The sequence below is a fragment of the Salinisphaera sp. LB1 genome, from assembly GCF_003177035.1.
Classification (GTDB): domain Bacteria; phylum Pseudomonadota; class Gammaproteobacteria; order Nevskiales; family Salinisphaeraceae; genus Salinisphaera.
Genome location: NZ_CP029488.1, coordinates 3,013,491 through 3,031,377 on the forward strand (window position 1 = coordinate 3,013,491; position 17,887 = coordinate 3,031,377).

At 65.5% G+C, this 17,887-nt stretch carries 20 protein-coding genes; 19 read left to right on the forward strand and 1 reads right to left on the reverse strand.

The annotated features are described in order from the left end of the window. Positions 1-22: 22 nt before the first annotated feature. Positions 23-916 carry a folate-binding protein YgfZ gene (locus tag SALB1_RS13520; RefSeq protein ID WP_109994338.1) on the reverse strand — a complete coding sequence of 298 codons (894 nt, stop codon included), beginning with the start codon at positions 914-916 and terminating at the stop codon, positions 23-25. A gap of 101 nt (positions 917-1,017) precedes the next feature. Here SALB1_RS13520 and SALB1_RS13525 point away from each other — a divergent pair, with 101 nt between their 5' ends. The 19 genes from SALB1_RS13525 to SALB1_RS13610 all read left to right on the forward strand — a co-directional run bounded on the left by SALB1_RS13525 (position 1,018) and on the right by SALB1_RS13610 (position 17,872). Beyond that, a complete protein-coding gene (locus SALB1_RS13525; protein ID WP_109994339.1) occupies positions 1,018-1,236 on the forward strand; it encodes a DUF1674 domain-containing protein in 219 nt (72 codons plus the stop codon). Between the two features lie 40 nt (positions 1,237-1,276). Then, complete coding sequence (gene sdhC / locus SALB1_RS13530) at positions 1,277-1,663, forward strand: succinate dehydrogenase, cytochrome b556 subunit (RefSeq protein WP_109994340.1); 387 nt, start codon at positions 1,277-1,279, stop codon at positions 1,661-1,663. Positions 1,664-1,694: 31 nt separating this feature from the next. After that, the gene (sdhD, locus tag SALB1_RS13535; protein ID WP_109994341.1) at positions 1,695-2,081 is read left to right on the forward strand and encodes a succinate dehydrogenase, hydrophobic membrane anchor protein; all 387 of its coding nucleotides are present in this window, start codon (positions 1,695-1,697) and stop codon (positions 2,079-2,081) included. Further along, complete coding sequence (sdhA, locus tag SALB1_RS13540) at positions 2,081-3,874, forward strand: succinate dehydrogenase flavoprotein subunit (protein WP_109994342.1); 1,794 nt, start codon at positions 2,081-2,083, stop codon at positions 3,872-3,874. The genes sdhD and sdhA overlap by 1 nt, the downstream gene beginning before the upstream one ends. A gap of 61 nt (positions 3,875-3,935) precedes the next feature. Next, positions 3,936-4,715, forward strand: coding sequence for a succinate dehydrogenase iron-sulfur subunit (locus SALB1_RS13545; protein WP_109994343.1), 780 nt, complete (start codon positions 3,936-3,938; stop codon positions 4,713-4,715). A gap of 69 nt (positions 4,716-4,784) precedes the next feature. Continuing rightward, positions 4,785-5,036: a succinate dehydrogenase assembly factor 2 gene (locus tag SALB1_RS13550; protein WP_158590741.1), complete on the forward strand. Its 252-nt coding sequence runs from the start codon at positions 4,785-4,787 to the stop codon at positions 5,034-5,036. A 333-nt stretch (positions 5,037-5,369) separates the two neighbouring features. Continuing rightward, a complete protein-coding gene (locus SALB1_RS19065) occupies positions 5,370-5,813 on the forward strand; it encodes a protein YgfX (protein WP_158590742.1) in 444 nt (147 codons plus the stop codon). A gap of 59 nt (positions 5,814-5,872) precedes the next feature. After that, positions 5,873-7,243, forward strand: a complete 1,371-nt coding sequence (locus SALB1_RS13555) for an alpha/beta hydrolase (protein ID WP_158590743.1) — start codon at positions 5,873-5,875, stop codon at positions 7,241-7,243. A 197-nt stretch (positions 7,244-7,440) separates the two neighbouring features. Next, positions 7,441-8,016, forward strand: coding sequence for an RNA polymerase sigma factor RpoE (gene rpoE / locus SALB1_RS13560; RefSeq protein WP_109994346.1), 576 nt, complete (start codon positions 7,441-7,443; stop codon positions 8,014-8,016). 7 nt (positions 8,017-8,023) lie between these two features. After that, complete coding sequence (locus SALB1_RS13565) at positions 8,024-8,770, forward strand: sigma-E factor negative regulatory protein (protein ID WP_109994347.1); 747 nt, start codon at positions 8,024-8,026, stop codon at positions 8,768-8,770. Continuing rightward, complete coding sequence (locus SALB1_RS13570; RefSeq protein WP_109994348.1) at positions 8,767-9,780, forward strand: MucB/RseB C-terminal domain-containing protein; 1,014 nt, start codon at positions 8,767-8,769, stop codon at positions 9,778-9,780. Before SALB1_RS13565 ends, SALB1_RS13570 begins: the two co-directional genes overlap by 4 nt. Positions 9,781-9,898: 118 nt before the next feature. Beyond that, a complete protein-coding gene (locus SALB1_RS13575) occupies positions 9,899-11,491 on the forward strand; it encodes a DegQ family serine endoprotease (RefSeq protein ID WP_255414401.1) in 1,593 nt (530 codons plus the stop codon). A 94-nt stretch (positions 11,492-11,585) separates the two neighbouring features. Then, positions 11,586-13,385: a translation elongation factor 4 gene (gene lepA / locus SALB1_RS13580; protein WP_109994349.1), complete on the forward strand. Its 1,800-nt coding sequence runs from the start codon at positions 11,586-11,588 to the stop codon at positions 13,383-13,385. Between the two features lie 17 nt (positions 13,386-13,402). Next, positions 13,403-14,182: a signal peptidase I gene (lepB, locus tag SALB1_RS13585; protein WP_109994350.1), complete on the forward strand. Its 780-nt coding sequence runs from the start codon at positions 13,403-13,405 to the stop codon at positions 14,180-14,182. Next, a complete protein-coding gene (locus SALB1_RS13590; protein ID WP_109994351.1) occupies positions 14,170-14,577 on the forward strand; it encodes a DUF4845 domain-containing protein in 408 nt (135 codons plus the stop codon). The genes lepB and SALB1_RS13590 overlap by 13 nt, the downstream gene beginning before the upstream one ends. Before the next feature lie 6 nt (positions 14,578-14,583). Further along, positions 14,584-15,291 (forward strand): ribonuclease III, encoded by a 708-nt coding sequence (gene rnc, locus SALB1_RS13595; RefSeq protein WP_109994352.1) that lies wholly within the window; start codon positions 14,584-14,586, stop codon positions 15,289-15,291. Then, entirely contained in the window at positions 15,288-16,181 is an 894-nt protein-coding gene (gene era, locus SALB1_RS13600; protein WP_109994353.1) for a GTPase Era, read from the forward strand. The genes rnc and era overlap by 4 nt, the downstream gene beginning before the upstream one ends. A 177-nt stretch (positions 16,182-16,358) precedes the next feature. Continuing rightward, positions 16,359-17,111 (forward strand): DNA repair protein RecO, encoded by a 753-nt coding sequence (gene recO, locus SALB1_RS13605; RefSeq protein WP_109994354.1) that lies wholly within the window; start codon positions 16,359-16,361, stop codon positions 17,109-17,111. Continuing rightward, entirely contained in the window at positions 17,108-17,872 is a 765-nt protein-coding gene (locus SALB1_RS13610; RefSeq protein WP_109994355.1) for a pyridoxine 5'-phosphate synthase, read from the forward strand. Before recO ends, SALB1_RS13610 begins: the two co-directional genes overlap by 4 nt. The last annotated feature ends 15 nt before the right edge of the window (positions 17,873-17,887 follow it).

A 17,887-nucleotide genomic window follows, 5' to 3' on the forward strand; every position in this document is an offset into this window, starting at 1 on the left:
CGGCCCGCGGGCGGTCTGCGGCTCAATCGGGTGTCGGGTAGGGCAGCGCCAGGGGTGTCAGCGCGCCGGCGTTCTCGGCGCGCAGCCCGTTTCGGGCTGCGGCTTCGATCTTGAGGACCGCCAGGGCCCGGCCTGCGTCGTCTCCTGCCGCCTGCAGGATCTGGCCGGCGAGATCGCCGGCTTCGTCGTGGACCAGCTCGCCCGGCATCGGGCAGGTCCCGGTCCAGGCCAGGCGGAATACGCGGCGCGTCAACCGGCCCCGGTAATGCAGGCGCGCGATCACTTCCTGACCTGGGTAACAGCCCTTGTCGAAATCGACGGCCATGAGCCAGTGCAGGTTGAGCATCTGCGGCACGAATTCGCCTTGAGTGGCGGCGGTCACTTGCGGCACCCCGGCATCGATGTCGGACAACAGCCACGCGCTGGAATCAGCGGCCAGCGCCGGGTCGGGCGCGGCTGTGTCCGCCGTATGCAGCACCAGCGTGCGGCCGGGATGCTCGGCCGATCCGGGCAGCCCGAGCCATATCTGGCCGTCGTGGATCGCGGTTTCGTTGACCTGCGGCGCGGCGTCGGCGTCGTGCAGTCCGACGATGCCATAGCGCGCGCCGACGTCGGCCAGCTCCACTTTCGAACGCAGCACGAACATCCGCAGTCGTTTGAGCGCACTCTCGACCAGCGATTGCGGCAGCAGCAGCAGATAGGCCTCCGGGGTCGCCACCACGCGCAGTACCAGTTGGGTTCGGCCCTTCGCGTCGCACCAGGCGGCCAGAAAATGCCGGTCGGGGCCGAGCCGCGAGACATCGTTCGACAGCTGTGCGCGCAGGAATTCGCCCGCGTCCGGGCCGGTCACGCGGATTACGCCGAGGCGCAGGGAGTCGGTTGGCGTATCGTCGCCCATGAGTGCATCCACAAGCATATTTGTGCGTATTGTAGAGCGACTGTAAAGCAACGTGTGGCAACGCCGTTCGCCGACGCGGCGCGGTTGCCAGCCCAACCCGCGAGGTTTAGAGTATTTGTATGCCGAAGCAGCCTGCGACGCCCGTCGACGCCCCCCGTTCCGAAGTCATGAGCGAATCGTCCGACGCCCCGTCCGCGTCCGATCGCGTTCAGCCAGAGCCGGATGACAGCGCACCGTTGTCGGAACAGCCTCGACCGAAGGAATACGGCGGTCGCGATGGCCCCGATCCGGTTCGTTATGGCGACTGGGAGAAGAACGGCCGCTGCATCGACTTCTGATTTCGTCCGATTTTTCCTTAAAACGACTGCCGGGGACCGTATGAGTAGTCAGCCGAACCGACCGATTTCGCCGCATCTGCAGATTTATCGTTGGCAGATATCCATGCTGACCTCGATCGCTCACCGTGCCTCCGGCATCGTGCTCGCGCTCGGGGCCGTGCTGCTCGCGATCTGGCTTATCGCCGCGGCCAATGGGCCGGACACCTACGCGGCGGTCAATGGTGTATTCGCGTCCTGGTTCGGACAGCTGATCATGTTCCTCTGGTCCTTTGCGCTGTTTTACCACCTGTGCAACGGCATCCGACATCTGGTGTGGGACGTCGGTGTGGGCCTCGATCTGGAAACGGCCCGCATGACCGGTTTCGTCGCCATCGGCGTGGCCGCGGCGCTGACTATTTTCGTCTGGATCTGGGCGCTGATCGCCTGATCGACGGCCGACGTTCTTCGGAGATTTTGCTATGAGCAGTATTCGTTCTTCGCTGGCCCAGGCGCGTGGCCTGGGCAGCGCCAAGACCGGCACCGCCCACTTCTGGGCCCAGCGCGTGAGTGCCGTGGCGCTGGTGCCGCTGACCTTGTGGTTTGTCGCGTGCCTCGCCTCGCAGTTCGGCGCCAGTTATTCGAGCGTGACCGACTGGCTGTCTTCGCCGTTCCAGGCGTCGCTGCTGGCGATCTATCTCGCCGCGATCTTCTATCACTCGCAACTGGGCCTGCAGACGATCGTTGAGGACTACATCCATAACGAGGGAGCCAAGCTGGCCACCCTGATCGCGCTGCAACTGATCAACATCCTGATGGCCGTCGCGGCCATCGTTTCCGTACTCATGATTCTTGTGGGAGCCGCCTGATGAGCGAAAGCTATGACATCATCGAACATCAGCATGACGTCGTCGTCGTCGGCGCCGGCGGCTCCGGTCTGCGCGCCACCCGCGGGCTGGCCGACGCGGGCTTGAAGACGGCGTGCGTGACCAAGGTGTTCCCCACGCGCAGCCACACTGTCGCGGCGCAGGGCGGGATCGCCTCCGCGCTGGGCAACATGGGCGAGGACGACTGGCGCTGGCATGCCTATGACACGGTCAAGGGCGGCGACTGGCTCGGCGATCAGGACGCCATCGAATATCTGACCAAGGAAGCCATTCCGGCCATCATCGAGCTCGAGCACGACGGCGTGCCGTTCTCGCGGACCGAGGACGGCAGGATCTATCAGCGCCCGTTCGGCGGCATGACCACGCATTTCGGCAAGGGCAACGCCCAGCGCACCTGTGCCGCGGCCGACCGGACCGGCCACGCGCTGCTGCATACGCTGTATCAGCAGTCGCTCAAGGCCCGCGCCGAATTCTTCATCGAATACTTCGCCATCGACCTGCTGATGACCGAGGACGGCGAGTGCAAGGGTGTGCTGGCCTGGGATCTGCAGGGCGGCAAGCTGCATCGCTTTCGTGCCCACCAGGTGATTCTGGCGACCGGCGGCTACGGCCGGGCGTACTTCTCCTGCACGTCGGCGCATACCTGTACCGGCGACGGCATCGGCATGGCGCTGCGCGCCGGTCTGCCGCTGCAGGATCCGGAATTCGTTCAATTCCATCCGACCGGCATCTATGGCGCCGGCTGCCTGATCACCGAAGGCGCCCGCGGCGAGGGCGGTTACCTGACCAACTCGGAAGGCGAGCGCTTCATGGAGCGTTACGCGCCCAACGCCAAGGATCTGGCGTCGCGGGACGTGGTCAGCCGTGCCGAAACGGTGGAGATCAACGAAGGTCGTGGTGTAGGCGAGAAGCAGGACCATATGCTCCTGCATCTGGAGCATCTCGGCCCCGAGGTGCTGCAAGAACGGCTGCCCGGCATCACCGAAACGGCGCGCATCTTCTCCGGCGTGGACGCCACCAAGGAGCCGATCCCGGTCCTGCCGACCGTGCACTACAACATGGGCGGCATCCCGACCAACGCCTTCGGCGAGGTGGTAACGCTCAAGGACGGCGATCCGGAATCCGTCGTGCCCGGCCTGATGGCCGTCGGCGAGACCGGCTGCGTGTCGGTCCACGGCGCCAATCGTCTGGGTTCCAATTCGTTGCTCGATCTGGTCGTGTTCGGCCGGGCCGCCGCCCATCGCTGCGAAGAGATCGTGCCCAAGGGCAAGATGCACAAGGCCGACACCCGGGCGTCCGAGGAAAAGGCGCTGGATCGCTTCGATCGACTGCGCCACGCCGATGGCGGCACGCCGACCGCGGAGCTGCGCGACAGCCTGCAGGCCTCGATGCAGAAATACGCCGCGGTCTTTCGCAAGGACGACATGCTGGCCGAGGGCGTCGAACAGATCGGTAAGGAAGTCGAGTCGTTCGCCAACGTCTCGGTTACCGATCGCTCGATGACCTGGAATAGCGACCTGGTCGAGACCATGGAACTGGAGAATCTGCTGGGCTGTGCCATCTGTACCATGCACGGCGCAGCCAACCGCAAGGAAAGCCGCGGTGCGCACGCGCACGAGGATTACACCGAGCGCGACGACGAGAACTGGATGAAGCACACGCTCACCTGGCACAACAGCGGCGAGACCGATGTGCGCATCGAGTATCGCCCGGTGCACATGAATCCGATGACCGACGAGATGGAACACATCCCGCCCAAGGAACGCGTCTACTAGCGTTGGATAATCGCGGTCGGCGCCGTGCGCCGACCGGTCACTTTGGAAATGGAGCCTCAGCATGGCTGAATTTCGACTGCCGAAGAACTCGCGTATCTCCAAGGGCAAGCGCCATCCGGCGCCCAAGGATGCGAAGAACACCAAGACCTTCCGCATCTATCGCTGGGAGCCCGAAGCGGGCGAGAACCCGCGGGTGGACAGCTTCGAGATCGACCTGGACCGCTGCGGACCGATGGTTCTCGATGCGGTCATCAAGATCAAGAACGAGATCGACCCGACACTGACCTTTCGCCGCTCCTGTCGTGAGGGCGTCTGTGGTTCCTGCGCGTTCAACATCGACGGCAAGAACACGCTGGCCTGTACCACCCGTATCACCGATATCGACGGCGATGTCCGCATCTACCCGCTGCCGCACATGCCGGTGGTGAAGGATCTGGTGCCCGACCTTACGCATTTCTACGCCCAGCTCGAGTCGATCGAGCCGTGGATCAAGACCGATACCACGCCGCCCACGCGTGAGCGCCTGCAGACGCCCGAGGACCGGGCCAAGCTGGACGGCTTCTACGAGTGCATCCTCTGTGCGTGCTGCTCCACGGCCTGCCCGAGCTATTGGTGGAACCCCGAGCGCTATCTGGGGCCGGCCGTGCTGTTGCAGGCCTATCGCTGGATCGTGGATTCGCGCGACGAAGCGACCGGCGAACGCCTGGACGGCCTGGAAGACCCGTTCAAGCTGTATCGTTGCCACACGATCATGAACTGCACCAATACCTGCCCCAAGGGCCTGAATCCGGCGAAGGCCATTCAGGAGACCAAGAAACTGATGGTCGAACGCCGCACCTGATGGGCGGTGCGATTCGCCGACGCCCCGCGCTGGATGCCAGCGCGGGGCTTTTACGGTCCGGGTGCTGATATGAGCGAGAAATCCCGCGTGCGCTGGCTGTGCCGGCGCGGCATGAAGGAACTGGACGTGCTGCTCGAGCGTTTTGTCCGCTCGGACTACGACACGCTGACCGAGCAGCAGCACACGGAGTTCGTGCATCTGCTCAATCACGAGGATCCCGACCTGTGGGTGCTCATGATGGGGCGGGCCGAACCCGAGAATCCCGCGCAGGGCGAACTGCTGGCACGCATCCGGGAGTTCCAGCGCCCGCCAGGCACCTGATCGCGGCCACGATTGACGGTTGCCGGGGGCCTGTTGCCGTTTCGTCCGCGTCCGCGCCAAGCGCTGTTTTGCGGCAAGACGAGGCGTAGCGAACGTAGCGTAGTCGTTCTACGAGAGCTGCAACGCTGTATTGCCGCAAAACAGCGCTTGTCCCGAAGGGTTGGGCCGCAAATCCGCCGATACGGCGTTGCGCGTCTTGATCGTGGCTCGCCACGACCGGCGACGCGCGCCTTGTCTCGACGGATTTGCGGTCTCCAACGCGGCACGTGTACGAAACGGCAATAGGCCCTCGTCGTTTGACCGGCGGCCGCTGCGCGCGCTTATGCTGTGCCGGTGCGGTTTAGCGATACCATCCACGTCACCTTTCGGCCATCGTCGGCGCTTCGGCTCACCAGCCTGGCCGTGCATGGCGCGGCGTTCGCCGTTGTCACGACGTTGGCGGTATCGCGTCCGGTATTGGGTTTTCCGGCGCTGCTCGTAGTGTTCTCCGCGATTCGTTGCGAACGGGCTCTGGGATTGCGGCGTCCCGGGGTACCCGTGCGGTTACGCTGGGCCGCCGACCACCGGCTCTATTGGCAGGACCGGGCGGGTCGCGCGCATTACGGCGAATGCATCGAGGCCCGGCATTGGGGCGCGGCCTGGGTTCGGCTGAAGATGCGTATCCCGGGCCGTCGATTCGCCCGCGCGATCATCATTCCGTTCGATGCCGTCGACGCCGACGTGCATCGGCGCCTGCGCGCCCGGTGCCGCGTGATGCCGCCCGCGCGCCGGACGTGACTCGCGGCCGCCGTGCGGCGCGTCGCCTGCTGCGGTGTGGCGTGCTCTTCGGGGGCGTCATGGCGGCCGGCGCCGCGTTCGGCGGCGTTATTCGCTGGCACGATTGCCCGTCGGGCGCCCGGGGCGGCTATAGCGCCGCCGTCATGCGCTGCGGCGATTTCATGCCCGGTGACCGCATCCATGGGCGGCGCGTGCGTCTGCGGATAACCCGCCTGCAGGCACGCCCCGAGGGGCCGACGCGGCACCCGGTAATCTATGTGCCCGGCGGCCCGGGCGATGCCGGCGGACAGCGAGCGCCCGCGCTGCGGGCCTGGCGTCGTTTCCAGCAGGCGGCGGGCTGGCCGCGCGATCTGGTCATCTTCGACCCGCGCGGCACTGGCATGAGTACGCCACGCCCCGTCTGTCCGCGCCGGCCGGATGCGAGCGGCACTGGCCGTCTTGCCGCGTGCTTCGAGCGCTTGGGTGCCGGCACCGCGGACCGGCTCGGCGCCGCGGCGCAGGTTGCGGATCTGCATCGGCTGATTACGACGCTGGCCCCGGGCGGGGCCGTGATCTGGGCCGAGTCCTACGGTGCGTTGATCGCGCGTCGCCTGGCGGCCGAGCACCCCGGCGACGTGCGCCTGTTGATTCTGGATTCGCCGGTGTTGCGCCCGCGCCCGGAACGCGACAGGCAAGCGGCGGCCTTGCGGCGACGCCGACGTCAGCTGCGCCGGGCGTGCGCGCGCACACTGTCTTGCCGGTTGGCAGTGCCTTCGTTGCGCGCGACGATCCGCGGATTGATAGCCGCCCGGGCACGGCATCCGGTGACGATCGCGGTCGCGCAGCCGCCGCGATCGGCGCGGTCGGTGACCATCGACGGCCGGACATTGGGTGCGCTGCTGCTGCTGTCGGCGTACGGCCGTCCGGACGATGCGCGCGTCGTTCGAATGCTGCGCCGCGCAGTGGAAAACCCCGGCGCGCTGGCCGCGCTCGCCGGGCCGTTGCTTGCACTCAGGCAACGCAGATCGCGTACTGCGCCGGTGTACTGGAGCACCCGCTGTCAGTTCGCGGCCCGGCCGACGGACCGGGGCGGGCGTACCGCGGCGACCGCCTGCCGCCAGTGGCCGGTTCCCCGGCTGGCGCCGGTCAGCCATGCCGGGGACCTGCCGACATTGTTGGTTGCCGGCACCCGGGATGTGTTGACGCCTGCCGCGGCGGCGGCGCGGGCCGCGTTGGCGCATCCGGGCTGGCAATTGCTGCCGGTGCTCGGGGCCGGGCATGGGGTGATCCGGGGCAACGCCTGCGCACAGCGGGTCGCGGCCCGCTTTATCGCAAGCCAAGGGGCCTGGCTGGGCGCGGTGTCGTGCGCGGGGTCGGCGAACGGCGGTTCACGAACACCCCGACGGGTCAATGAACGAGGCCCGAATGACGCCGAGCCGCTGCGCCGCTAAACTAGGGCGCTGTTATTGCCGTCAGCTGGATGGACCTCACCCGCATGGTGATTTGCCAACGTCTTCAAAAAATTGCCGAACTATTCCCGGTCGCCGCGGTCTATGGGAATAACGCCGACACGGTGCTTTGGCAAAGCGAGGCAAATGTACGTCGATCTATCCTGACAATCCGTAGTCCGGGCGCGTGCCGCGTTTAGATGAGCGAAGACGCTTCCGACGATCAGCTCGTTGCGCGGGCACAGGCCGGCGATGATCGCGCATTCGATTTGCTGGTGCGCAAGTATCAGCACAAGGTCGTCAAGCTGGCCGCGCGGTACGTCAGTCCGGCCGAAGCGCCCGATGTCGCGCAGGAAGCCTTTATCAAGGCTTACCGCGCGCTCGCCGGGTTCAAGGGCAATAGCGCGTTCTATACATGGCTTTATCGTATTTCGATCAATACCGCGAAGAACTACCTGGTGGCCCGGTCGCGACGACCGGCAAGCCAGGACATCGACGTGGCGGATGCCGAGGCGTTCGGGCATATGGATCGGTTTTCCGAGCAGGCGACCCCCGAGGCCCTGCTGGAAAGCGAAGAGATCCGCGATGCGGTGATCACGGCCATACGCGAACTGCCCGAGGATCTGCGGACGGCCATCATGTTGCGCGAACTGGATGGCATGAGTTACGACGAGATCGCAGAGTCAATGGATTGTCCGGTTGGTACGGTACGGTCGCGAATATTCCGGGCGCGTGCGGCGATCGAGGAAAAGCTGGTGTCCCTTTCGGACAAGTGAGGTTGTTATGAACGAGCAGTTGTCCGCTTTTCTGGATAACGAGGCCACGCGAGACGAGGCCGATGCGGTGGTCAATGCGTTGCTGCGTGACGAGTCACTGCGCGATAGCTGGACGCGCCAGCACTGGATTCGGACGACACTGCGTTCTCACAGCGCCGAGCCGGCCGTCCATGTCGATACCGGTTTCGCCAATCGGGTGATGGCGGCAATTGCTGCGGATGAGCGTCCCGAAACCGTGGCCCCGCGCGATCACATCGTGCGCATGGCGCCGCGGCGGCGCACACGTCGCTGGCGCGGCGTGGCCGGCATGGCGGCGGCGGCTTCGGTGGCCGGCGTGGTGCTGCTTGCCGGTAATCCATTCGTGCGTAGCGGCACCTCGGGCTCGGAAGGCCGCATGGCGAGCGCCAATGACGGTCCGGCGGCCACGCGTACCCGGGATGCGGCCGGCAGTCAGCGCCAGGGCTTTGCCAGCGGCGGCTGGAATAACCGCTTGGCCGACTTCAGTTCGGTACACGCGCAATCGGCGCATGCGCAGACGGTCGCGTCGGACGGCGCGGCGGCCGGGGCGCGCTCGCGCGGCCTGTCGTCGTCGGATGGCCCGGCTGACCACTGGTCGGTGTCCGACCCCGCGGTGCGCGACGAGCTCAACGGCTATCTTGTCGACCACAACGGCATGGCCCGCGGCTACGGGATGTCGAGCACGACGCCGGCACTGGTGCGGGTAGCCGCGTACGGACAGGATGTGCCGCAGTGACGAGAGCGCTAACTGCGTTCCTCCTTGCATTCGGATTGATCGCTCCGGCCGTCGCGGCGCCGCATCAGCATGACAGTGATAGCGCGAAGGCCATCGACCTCCTCAGTCAGGCTTCCGACGCCGTACGCCACGAAACCTATCGCGGCGTTATCGTGTACCTGCGCAGCGGCGACGCCGACACACTCAAGGTGGTGCATCGCTACCACGACCACATGGAAGAGGAACGCCTGATTTCGCTGAGCGGCGAGGCGCGAGAGGTGATCCGCAAGGGCAACAAGGTGACGTCGATCCTGCCCAACCATCGGTTGGTGCTGGTCTCCGAGCACCCGCCGAAGAGCCTGCTTGGCAGCGTGTCGCACTTCTCCCCGAAGCAGCTCAAGGCGAACTACAAGGTCGTCGACATGGGCACCACGCGCTCGGCGGGCCGGGCGTGCCGGGTGATCGCCATCCGGCCACGCGACAAGTTTCGCTATGGCTACAAGATGCTGATCGACAGTAAGACGGAGTTGCCGCTCAAGCTCGACCTGCTCGACCACGGCAAGCGGCTCGAGCAGATGATGTTCACCGAAGTCTCCTTTCCCAAGAAGATTTCCGACTCGGAATTCGTGCCGAGCTATGATGTGCACGGTTTTCGCATCGTGCGCCATCAGGCGGTTCACGTGGCCGAGAGCGCCTCGGACGCGCCCGAGGAACAATGGAAGGCGACCGATCTCCCGCCCGGTTTCAAGCTCGCCGAGGATGGCGTGCGGCAATTGACGTCGAAGGCCTCGGTGCGGCAGATGTTGTTCACCGATGGCGTGGCCACGGTTTCGGCCTTCATTGCGCCCGCCGGACTGCGCGCTCCGCTCAAGGGGGCAACCCGCATGGGGGCAGTCAATGCCTACGGCGACATCGTGAATCACACGCAGATCACGGTCGTGGGCGAAGTCCCGGCCATCACCGCGCGCCGTATTGCCGAAAATCTGGTACAGACGAAAAAGGCCGCAAACAAGGCATCGCCCAGTCACTGAGGGCCCCGGGGACCGTGCTGCGGAGCCGGGCGCAACGGCCCAATCGCTCGCTGGCGCGGTAGACTGAGCGAAGACGTCAGGGAGACACGGCGTCCACAACAAACAAGGGGACGATGCAATGCAAATGCTTTGCACACGCGCGGGATGGGTCATCCTGGTCGTGAGCTGCGCGCTGGTACTTGGCGGTTGCGGCCGTGATGACTCGCAATCCAGCAACCAGGCCCGGGCCGACCACGCATCTGCGGGCCCGGATGGACAAGGGGGCCACGCGGGCAATAAAAACAAGCCGTTGGTGTCCGGGCTTCCGGACTTCACCCGGCTGGTCAAGAACGTCTCGCCGGCGGTGGTCAACATTAGCGCGTTGCCTGCCCAGGCCGGCCAACCGCCCGGCAACGCCGCCGGCTCCGGTTCCGACCACGCCTCGCCGTCGCAGGGGCAGCAGAGCCCGGGGCCGGATGGTGCGCTGGGTGACTGGTTGCGCCATTTCTTCGGCGATGACGATGGCAAGGGGCCGCGTGCGCCGCAAATGCCCGATGACAGCGAACATGTCTCCTTGGGTTCCGGCTTCATCATCTCGCCGGACGGCTATATTCTGACCAACCGCCACGTCATCGCTGGCGCCGGCCAGATCGTGGTCAAGCTCAACGATCGCCGTCAGCTTATCGCCCGCGTGGTCGGTGCCGATCCGGACAGCGACGTGGCGGTGCTCAAGGTCAAGGCGAAGCATCTGCCGACAGTGGCGATCGGTAACCCGGACAAGCTCGATGTCGGCGCCTGGGTGGTCGCGATCGGTTCGCCGTTCGGGTTCGAGACGTCGGTCACCGCCGGCATTGTCTCGGCCAAGGGCCGCAGCTTGGCGGATGATCAGTATGTGCCGTTCCTGCAGACGGATGTCGCGATCAACCCCGGCAATTCCGGGGGGCCGCTGTTCAACATGGCCGGCCAGGTCGTCGGCATCAATTCTCAGATCTACAGCGAGACCGGCGGTTATCAGGGCGTATCGTTCGCGATCCCGATCGATATCGCCATGCGGGCGGCCAAGCAATTGCGCACGACCGGCCATGTCACGCGCGGCTGGCTCGGCGTCCAGATCCAGAATGTTGACCGCAAGCTGGCGCAGTCATTCCAGCTGAGCCGGCCCGAAGGCGCACTGGTCACGCAGATTCTCAAGGGCAGCCCGGCCGCCAGAGCCGATATCGATGTCGGCGATGTGATCCTCGCCTTCAACGGCCAAACCGTGGATTCGGCGTCCGATCTGCCGCCGCTGGTGGCTTCGGTCGCGCCGGGCGAGAAGGCGAAGCTCAAAATCCTGCGCAACGGGAAGACGCGTACCGAGCAGGTGACGATCGCCGCCCTGCCGGCGCGTCTGCAGGGCGGTGCGGGTGGCCCTGGGGCGCCGAAGGAGCAGGCCAGGCCGAACAAGCCGCCGTTCGGCCTGACGCTCGAATCGCTGAACACCAAGCAACGCCGCGCGCTCGGCCTCGACCGGGGCGGGGTGCGCGTGACCGGCGTTGCGCCCGGGCCGGCGGCTCAGGCGGGGCTGCACGCGGGTGACGTGATCCTCAGCGTGGGTGCGACCGATGTCGAGGATCGGCGGACGTTGCTGGACGCATTGCGCCACGCGAACGGGCCGGTCGCGCTACTGGTCCTGCGGGACGGGGTGCGCCTCTATCTGCCCATGGCGACCGGCCAGCCCAGCCAGGGCGGCTAAAAAAACCCCGCCCGTGCGCGTATACTGCGCATCGTAATCCGTATCGCCCCGGCTTTGCCGGGGCGATTGTTTTGTGTCGGCGCTGGCCCACTGAATGCAGTCACATATCCGCAATTTTTCCATTATCGCGCACATCGACCATGGTAAGTCCACCCTGGCCGACCGTTTCATCGGCGCCTGCAACGGGCTGACGGAGCGCGAAATGGCGGACCAGGTACTCGACTCGATGGACCTCGAGCGCGAGCGCGGCATCACCATCAAGTCGCAGGCCGTCACGCTCGACTACACCGCGGCCAACGGCGAGACCTACACGCTCAATTTCATCGATACGCCCGGGCATGTCGATTTCTCGTATGAGGTGTCGCGCTCGCTGTTCGCCTGCGAGGGCGCGCTGCTGGTCGTGGATGCCTCTCAGGGCGTGGAAGCCCAGAGTGTGGCCAATACCTATACCGCCATCGAGCAGAATCTCGAAGTGCTGCCGGTGTTGAACAAGATCGATCTGCCGGCCGCCGATCCCGAGCGCGTTGCCCAGCAGATCGAGGACGTGATCGGCCTCGAGGCCACCGAGCGGTTGCTGGTGTCGGCCAAGTCCGGCGAGGGCGTCAACGAGGTGCTCGAGGCGATCATTCGCCGCGTGCCGCCGCCGGCGGGCGATGCCGCGGCGCCGTTACAGGCGCTGATCATCGATTCCTGGTTCGACAACTATCTGGGTGTGGTTTCGCTGGTTCGCATCCGTAACGGTCGGCTGGCCAAGGGCGACCGGATGAAGGTCATGTCGACCGGACGGGAATACGAGGTCGACGACGTGGGCGTGTTCACGCCCAAGAAGAAACCGCGCCCCGCGCTGGAAGTGGGCGAGGTCGGCTATGTGGTCGCCGGCATCAAGAACATCGACGGCGCGCCGGTGGGCGATACGCTGACCCATGCCTACGCCCCCTGCGCCGAGCGCGTACCCGGCTTCAAGCAGATTCAGCCGCGCGTGTTCGCCGGCGTGTTCACGGTCAATGCCGACGACTACGAGGATTTCCGCGACGCACTGGCCAAGCTGCGCCTGAACGATTCCTCGCTCAACTACGAGCCCGAGACGTCGGCCGCACTCGGCTTCGGTTTTCGCATCGGTTTTCTCGGCATGCTGCACATGGAGATCGTGCAGGAACGCCTGGAGCGCGAATACGGGCTTGAGCTGATCACTACCGCGCCGACGGTAGTCTATCAGGTGCTCAATCACGCGGGCGAGGAGCTGGCGATCTCCAATCCGCAGCAACTGCCGCCTACCGGTGAGATCGACGAAATCCGGGAGCCGATCATCAAGGCCTCGATCCTGATGCCGCAGGAGTTCGTCGGCCCGGTCATGCAGTTGTGCATGGAAAAGCGTGGCGTGCAGAAGAACATGGCCTACATGGGCAATTCCGTGCAGATGGATTTCGAGCTGCCGCTGTCGGAAGTCGTCCTCGACTTTTTCGATCGTCTGAAATCCGTTTCAAGGGGTTTCGCGTCCTTCGAGTATGATTTCGTGCGTTTCCAGGCTGCCGACCTGGTGCGTCTGGACGTGCTGATCAACGGCGACTCGGTCGATGCGCTCGCCCATATCGTGCACCGTGAGCAGGCCTACGATCGCGGCAAGGCGCTGGTCGAGAAGCTCAAGAACATCGTGCCCCGGCAGATGTTCGACGTGGCCATTCAGGCGACCATCGGCACGCGTATCGTGGCGCGCTCGACGGTTAAGGCCATGCGCAAGAACGTCACGGCCAAGTGCTACGGCGGTGACGTGTCGCGCAAGCGCAAGCTGCTGGAAAAACAGAAGGAAGGCAAGAAACGCATGAAGCAACTCGGCAGTGTGGAGATTCCCCAGGAGGCCTTCCTTGCCGTGCTTTCCACGGACGACAAAGACTAGCCAGGAATTCCGACCCCATGAGCCATATCGACATGAACTTCGAAGCCTGGCTGACGCTGGCCTGCCTGATCACCGGCATCGTCTGGCTGGTGGATCGGCTGGTCTTGTCCAGGCGCCGGCCGGCGGGGGCCGAAGGCAACTGGGCGATCGAGTTCTGTCGTTCGTTCTTTCCGGTGCTGCTGGCGGTTCTGGTGCTGCGCGCCTTCGTGTTCGAGCCGTTCCGTATTCCCTCCAAATCGATGGTGCCGACCCTGCTCGTGGGGGATTTCGTGCTGGTGTCGAAGTTCTCGTACGGGTTGCGCCTGCCCGTGACGCACACCAAGATTCTGGATACCGGCGAGCCCAAGCGCGGTGATGTGGCCGTGTTCCGTTATCCGCACAATACCAGTGAGGATTACATCAAGCGCATCGTGGGCCTGCCCGGTGACAAGATCACTTACCGCAACGAGCAGTTGTACATCAACGGCAAGCCCGTACCCAGGAAGAGTCTTGGCCTGTATCACGGGCCGGATGCGGATGTTTACGACCAGATGCGGTTGTTCATGGAAAAGCTGCCGGGCGCGAAGCCGCACAAGATGCTGCACGTGATCGGGCGGCAGGGCCCGCAGGCGAGCGTGACCGTGCCCCAGGGCGAATACTTCGCCATGGGCGATAATCGCGACAACAGCTCGGACTCGCGTATCTGGGGCTTCGTGCCGGAGCACGACCTTGTCGGCCGGGCCGTCATGATCTGGCTCAGCGTCGATTTCTCGGACTTCAACGTGCGCTTCTCGCGAATCGGTACATGGCTGGATTGAACGACATGTCGCAGGCCGCCTCGGCGCGGCGCCAGGGTGGTTTTACCCTGTGGTCGGGTCTGTATGTGCTGATCACGCTCGGTCTCATCGTGTTCATCGCCATACGCAGCGTGCCGGTGTATCTCAACAACCGCGAGATTCAGCACGCGTTGACCGAAGTGGCCCGCAAGCCGTCACTGCAGCATGCCGATGCGATCGCGATCCAGCGCGCCGTGGCGCGTCATTTCGAAGCGGGGTACGCGTCCGGCGTGTCGTCGCATGACGTGACCATCAGCCACGACGGCGCAACCCGGGTGCTGGGCCTGCATTACGAAGTGCGTCGGCCGCTGGCATTCAATATGGCGTTGGTCTACAGCTTCGACGACAAGGCCGTCATGCAGCCCGGCGGCGGCTGATCCGGCATGAGCGGGGGTGAATCGGTCAACCGCGCCCAGGCGCGCGACGAATTCGAACGCCGTATCGGCCACGATTTCAGCGCGCGCGCGCTGCTCGCCCAGGCCCTGACCCATCGCAGCGCCGGCCCCAATCATAACGAACGGCTGGAATTCCTTGGCGACGGCGTTCTCAATTTCGTCATCGCAGCTGCCCTGTTCGAGCAAAATCCGGCGGCCCCGGAAGGCGACCTGTCGCGCCTGCGCGCGTCACTGGTACGCGAGCGCACGCTCGCCGAGATCTGCGACGAACTGGGTCTGGCCGAGCTGCTGGTGCTGGGCCCGGGCGAAAACCGGGCCGGCAGCCGTCGGCGCGCCTCGATCAAGGCCGATGCGGTGGAAGCCGTGCTCGGCGCGATCTACTGCGACGCCGGCTTCGAGCGAACGCGCGATGTCATTCTGTCGTTGTACCGTCGGCGTCTGGCCGAACTGCCCACCGCCGACAGTCTCAAGGATGCCAAGACTCGCCTGCAGGAATGGCTGCAGGCCCGCGCCCGGTCCCGACCGGAATACGAAGTGGTCAGCGTCTCCGGCGCCGACCACGCCCAGCATTTCGTGGCGCGCTGTCGTCTGGCCGATAGCGGCGAGGCGGTCGAGGGCGAGGGCGGCGGCCGGCGCAAGGCCGAACAGAACGCCGCCCAGCGGATGCTGCAACGCCTGGAAGGCAAACAGACATGAGCGAATCCTCTTCCCTCAAGAGCGGCATGGTGGCGCTGGTCGGCCGGCCCAACGTGGGCAAGTCCACGCTGGTCAATGCGCTGGTCGGCGAGAAGGTCTCGATCGTCACGCCCAAGCCGCAGACCACGCGGCATCGCATCATCGGCGTGCTCACGCGCGATGATGTGCAGGTCGCGCTGGTCGACACGCCGGGCCTGCATACCGGCGCCAAGACCGCGCTCAACCGGGTGATGAACGAGACCGCCGTGGCCAGCCTCGCCGGAATCGATCTCGTCCTGTTCGTGGTCGAGGCCGGTCAATGGCGCAATGACGATGCCGCGGCGCTGGCCCGGCTCGAGCGCATCCAGGCACCGGTTGGCCTGGTCGTGAACAAGACCGATCGCGTGCCCGACAAGACCGAGCTGCTGCCGTTCATGGAGCAGATGATCGCGCGCCGTGAGTTCGAATTCGTGGTGCCGCTGTCGGCCCAGCGCGGCGACAATCTCGACGCGCTCATCGACGAATGCCGCGCCCGCATGCCGGAAGGGCCGTATCTGTTTCCCGAAGACGAATACACCGACCGCAACATGCGCTTTCTCGCCGCCGAGGCGGTGCGCGAGAAACTGATGATGCACCTCCAGCAGGAGCTGCCGTATTCGATCGCGATCGAAATCGAGCGCTTCGACAGCTCGGGTGAGCAGATCGAGATCCATGCCTGCATCTGGGTCGCGCGCGACAACCACAAGGCGATGGTGATCGGTCGCGGCGGCGCCATGCTCAAGAAGATCGGCCGGGCCGCACGGCTCGATTTGGTGGATCGGCTCGGCCAGCGCGTGGATCTGCGGCTGTGGGTGAAGGTGCGCGACAACTGGATCGATTCCGAGACCAGCGTGCGCGATCTCGGCCACTGATCGGGCGGGACCGAACGGAAGACGTCCGCAGATGACCGCCGATAGACGCCGATGGCATAGCAAGGGAGAAACGATAAGGGCTTCTTCTTTTATCGGCGTGCATCTGTGTGCATCTGCGGACAAAAACATTCTTGCGTGTCGCCATCGCCGTGAAGCACGCGCCCCGCGTGGCGGACCATGCGCGTCGACTTGACGCCCGCGCTGGTGCTGCACCGGCGGCCCTGGCGCGACACCAGCCTGATCGTCGAGGCGTTCTCGCGCGAGCACGGGCGCGTCGGTGCGATTGCCAAGGGCGCGCGCCGGGCCAAATCGCGCTGGCGCGGTTTGCTCGAGCCGCTGTCCGCGGTGGCGCTGTCCTGGTCCGGCCGGGGCGAGTTGTATACGCTCACCGGGGTCGAATACATGCGCGCGCATGTACTGTCAGGCAATGCGCTGATGGGCGGGCTGTACGCGGCCGAGCTGGTGATGCGCCTGACCGCGCGGGACGATCCGCATCCGCGTATTCACGACAGCTTGGCGGCGTTGCTCGATGCCATGGGCGAGGGCGCACCGGCAATCGTGGGGCTGCGTTTTTTCGAGCGCGACCTGCTGGAAGAGCTGGGCTATGGCCTGAATCTGGTTGCAACCGAGGGCGGCGATCCGGTTGTGGCGGAGGCCGATTACGCCTGGCATCCGGAGCAGGGACTGCGCCGCGGCCCGGCGCGCGCCGCCGCGAACGAGATCGCCGTCGGCGGGCGCACATTGATCGGCCTGGTGCATGGCCGCTTGCCCGATCGCGAAGCGGTGCGCCAGGCGCGGGACCTGATGCAGGCGGCCATGGCCCCGCACATCGGCGCCAAGCCGTTAAAATCCGTGCAGACTCTACAAGCGATGCAACAATTCGCCGCCGGCGGCCGCCGCGGCGAACCCGATTCGGGAGCCCCGTCATGAACGCCAGCACCACCATTCAGCCATCGGACCTGCGCCTCGGCGTGAACGTCGACCATGTCGCCACGTTGCGCCAGGCGCGCGGCACGCGTTATCCGAGTGTGGCCGACGCGGCCCGGCAGGCCATGGCCGCAGGTGCGGACAGCATCACCATTCATCTGCGCGAGGATCGCCGCCACATTCAGGATGCCGACGTCGCATCCCTGTGTGCGGCGGGCGATGTGCCCGTGAACCTGGAAATGGCGCTCACCGACGAGATGGTCGAGATCGCGCTGCGGCACAAGCCGCGCGATTGCTGCCTGGTGCCGGAATCGCGCGAGGAGCTGACCACCGAGGGCGGGCTGGACGTCGCCGGCCAGGTCGAGCGCGTGCGCCAGGGGCTGGATGCGCTGAATGGCGCGGGCATCAACGCGGCGTTGTTCATCGATCCCGAGATCGAGCAGATCGACGCTGCCGCCCGGGCCGGTGCGCGCTTTATCGAGATTCATACCGGCGCCTATGCCGATGCGCCCGATGAAGGCGTGATCGGGCGCGAACACGAGCGCATCGTCAAGGCCGCCGAGTGGGCGGGCCGGCACGGTATCGAAGTCCATGCCGGACACGGTCTGCACGTCGACAACGTCGGCCGGATCGCCGGGATTGCGCAAATCGTCGAGCTCAATATCGGCCATGCGCTGGTCGCGCGGGCAGTGTTCGTGGGGCTGGCCGAAGCGGTGCGCGAGATGCGTGCGGCGATGGAAACCGCGCGTCGCAACCTGCATTGACATCAAGTCCGGTTA

Coding starts and splice junctions, on each gene's coding strand:
- lepA (WP_109994349.1), top strand. CDS start 11,586: ATGCAGTCACATATCCGCAATTTTTCCATTATCGCGCACATCGACCAT.
- rnc (WP_109994352.1), top strand. CDS start 14,584: ATGAGCGGGGGTGAATCGGTCAACCGCGCCCAGGCGCGCGACGAATTC.
- SALB1_RS13545 (WP_109994343.1), top strand. CDS start 3,936: ATGGCTGAATTTCGACTGCCGAAGAACTCGCGTATCTCCAAGGGCAAG.
- recO (WP_109994354.1), top strand. CDS start 16,359: ATGCGCGTCGACTTGACGCCCGCGCTGGTGCTGCACCGGCGGCCCTGG.
- SALB1_RS13520 (WP_109994338.1), bottom strand. CDS start 916: ATGCTTGTGGATGCACTCATGGGCGACGATACGCCAACCGACTCCCTG.
- sdhD (WP_109994341.1), top strand. CDS start 1,695: ATGAGCAGTATTCGTTCTTCGCTGGCCCAGGCGCGTGGCCTGGGCAGC.
- SALB1_RS13555 (WP_158590743.1), top strand. CDS start 5,873: ATGGCGGCCGGCGCCGCGTTCGGCGGCGTTATTCGCTGGCACGATTGC.
- rpoE (WP_109994346.1), top strand. CDS start 7,441: ATGAGCGAAGACGCTTCCGACGATCAGCTCGTTGCGCGGGCACAGGCC.
- sdhC (WP_109994340.1), top strand. CDS start 1,277: ATGAGTAGTCAGCCGAACCGACCGATTTCGCCGCATCTGCAGATTTAT.
- sdhA (WP_109994342.1), top strand. CDS start 2,081: ATGAGCGAAAGCTATGACATCATCGAACATCAGCATGACGTCGTCGTC.
- SALB1_RS13590 (WP_109994351.1), top strand. CDS start 14,170: ATGGCTGGATTGAACGACATGTCGCAGGCCGCCTCGGCGCGGCGCCAG.
- SALB1_RS13575 (WP_255414401.1), top strand. CDS start 9,899: ATGCAAATGCTTTGCACACGCGCGGGATGGGTCATCCTGGTCGTGAGC.
- lepB (WP_109994350.1), top strand. CDS start 13,403: ATGAGCCATATCGACATGAACTTCGAAGCCTGGCTGACGCTGGCCTGC.
- SALB1_RS13525 (WP_109994339.1), top strand. CDS start 1,018: ATGCCGAAGCAGCCTGCGACGCCCGTCGACGCCCCCCGTTCCGAAGTC.
- SALB1_RS13565 (WP_109994347.1), top strand. CDS start 8,024: ATGAACGAGCAGTTGTCCGCTTTTCTGGATAACGAGGCCACGCGAGAC.
- SALB1_RS13550 (WP_158590741.1), top strand. CDS start 4,785: ATGAGCGAGAAATCCCGCGTGCGCTGGCTGTGCCGGCGCGGCATGAAG.
- SALB1_RS13610 (WP_109994355.1), top strand. CDS start 17,108: ATGAACGCCAGCACCACCATTCAGCCATCGGACCTGCGCCTCGGCGTG.
- era (WP_109994353.1), top strand. CDS start 15,288: ATGAGCGAATCCTCTTCCCTCAAGAGCGGCATGGTGGCGCTGGTCGGC.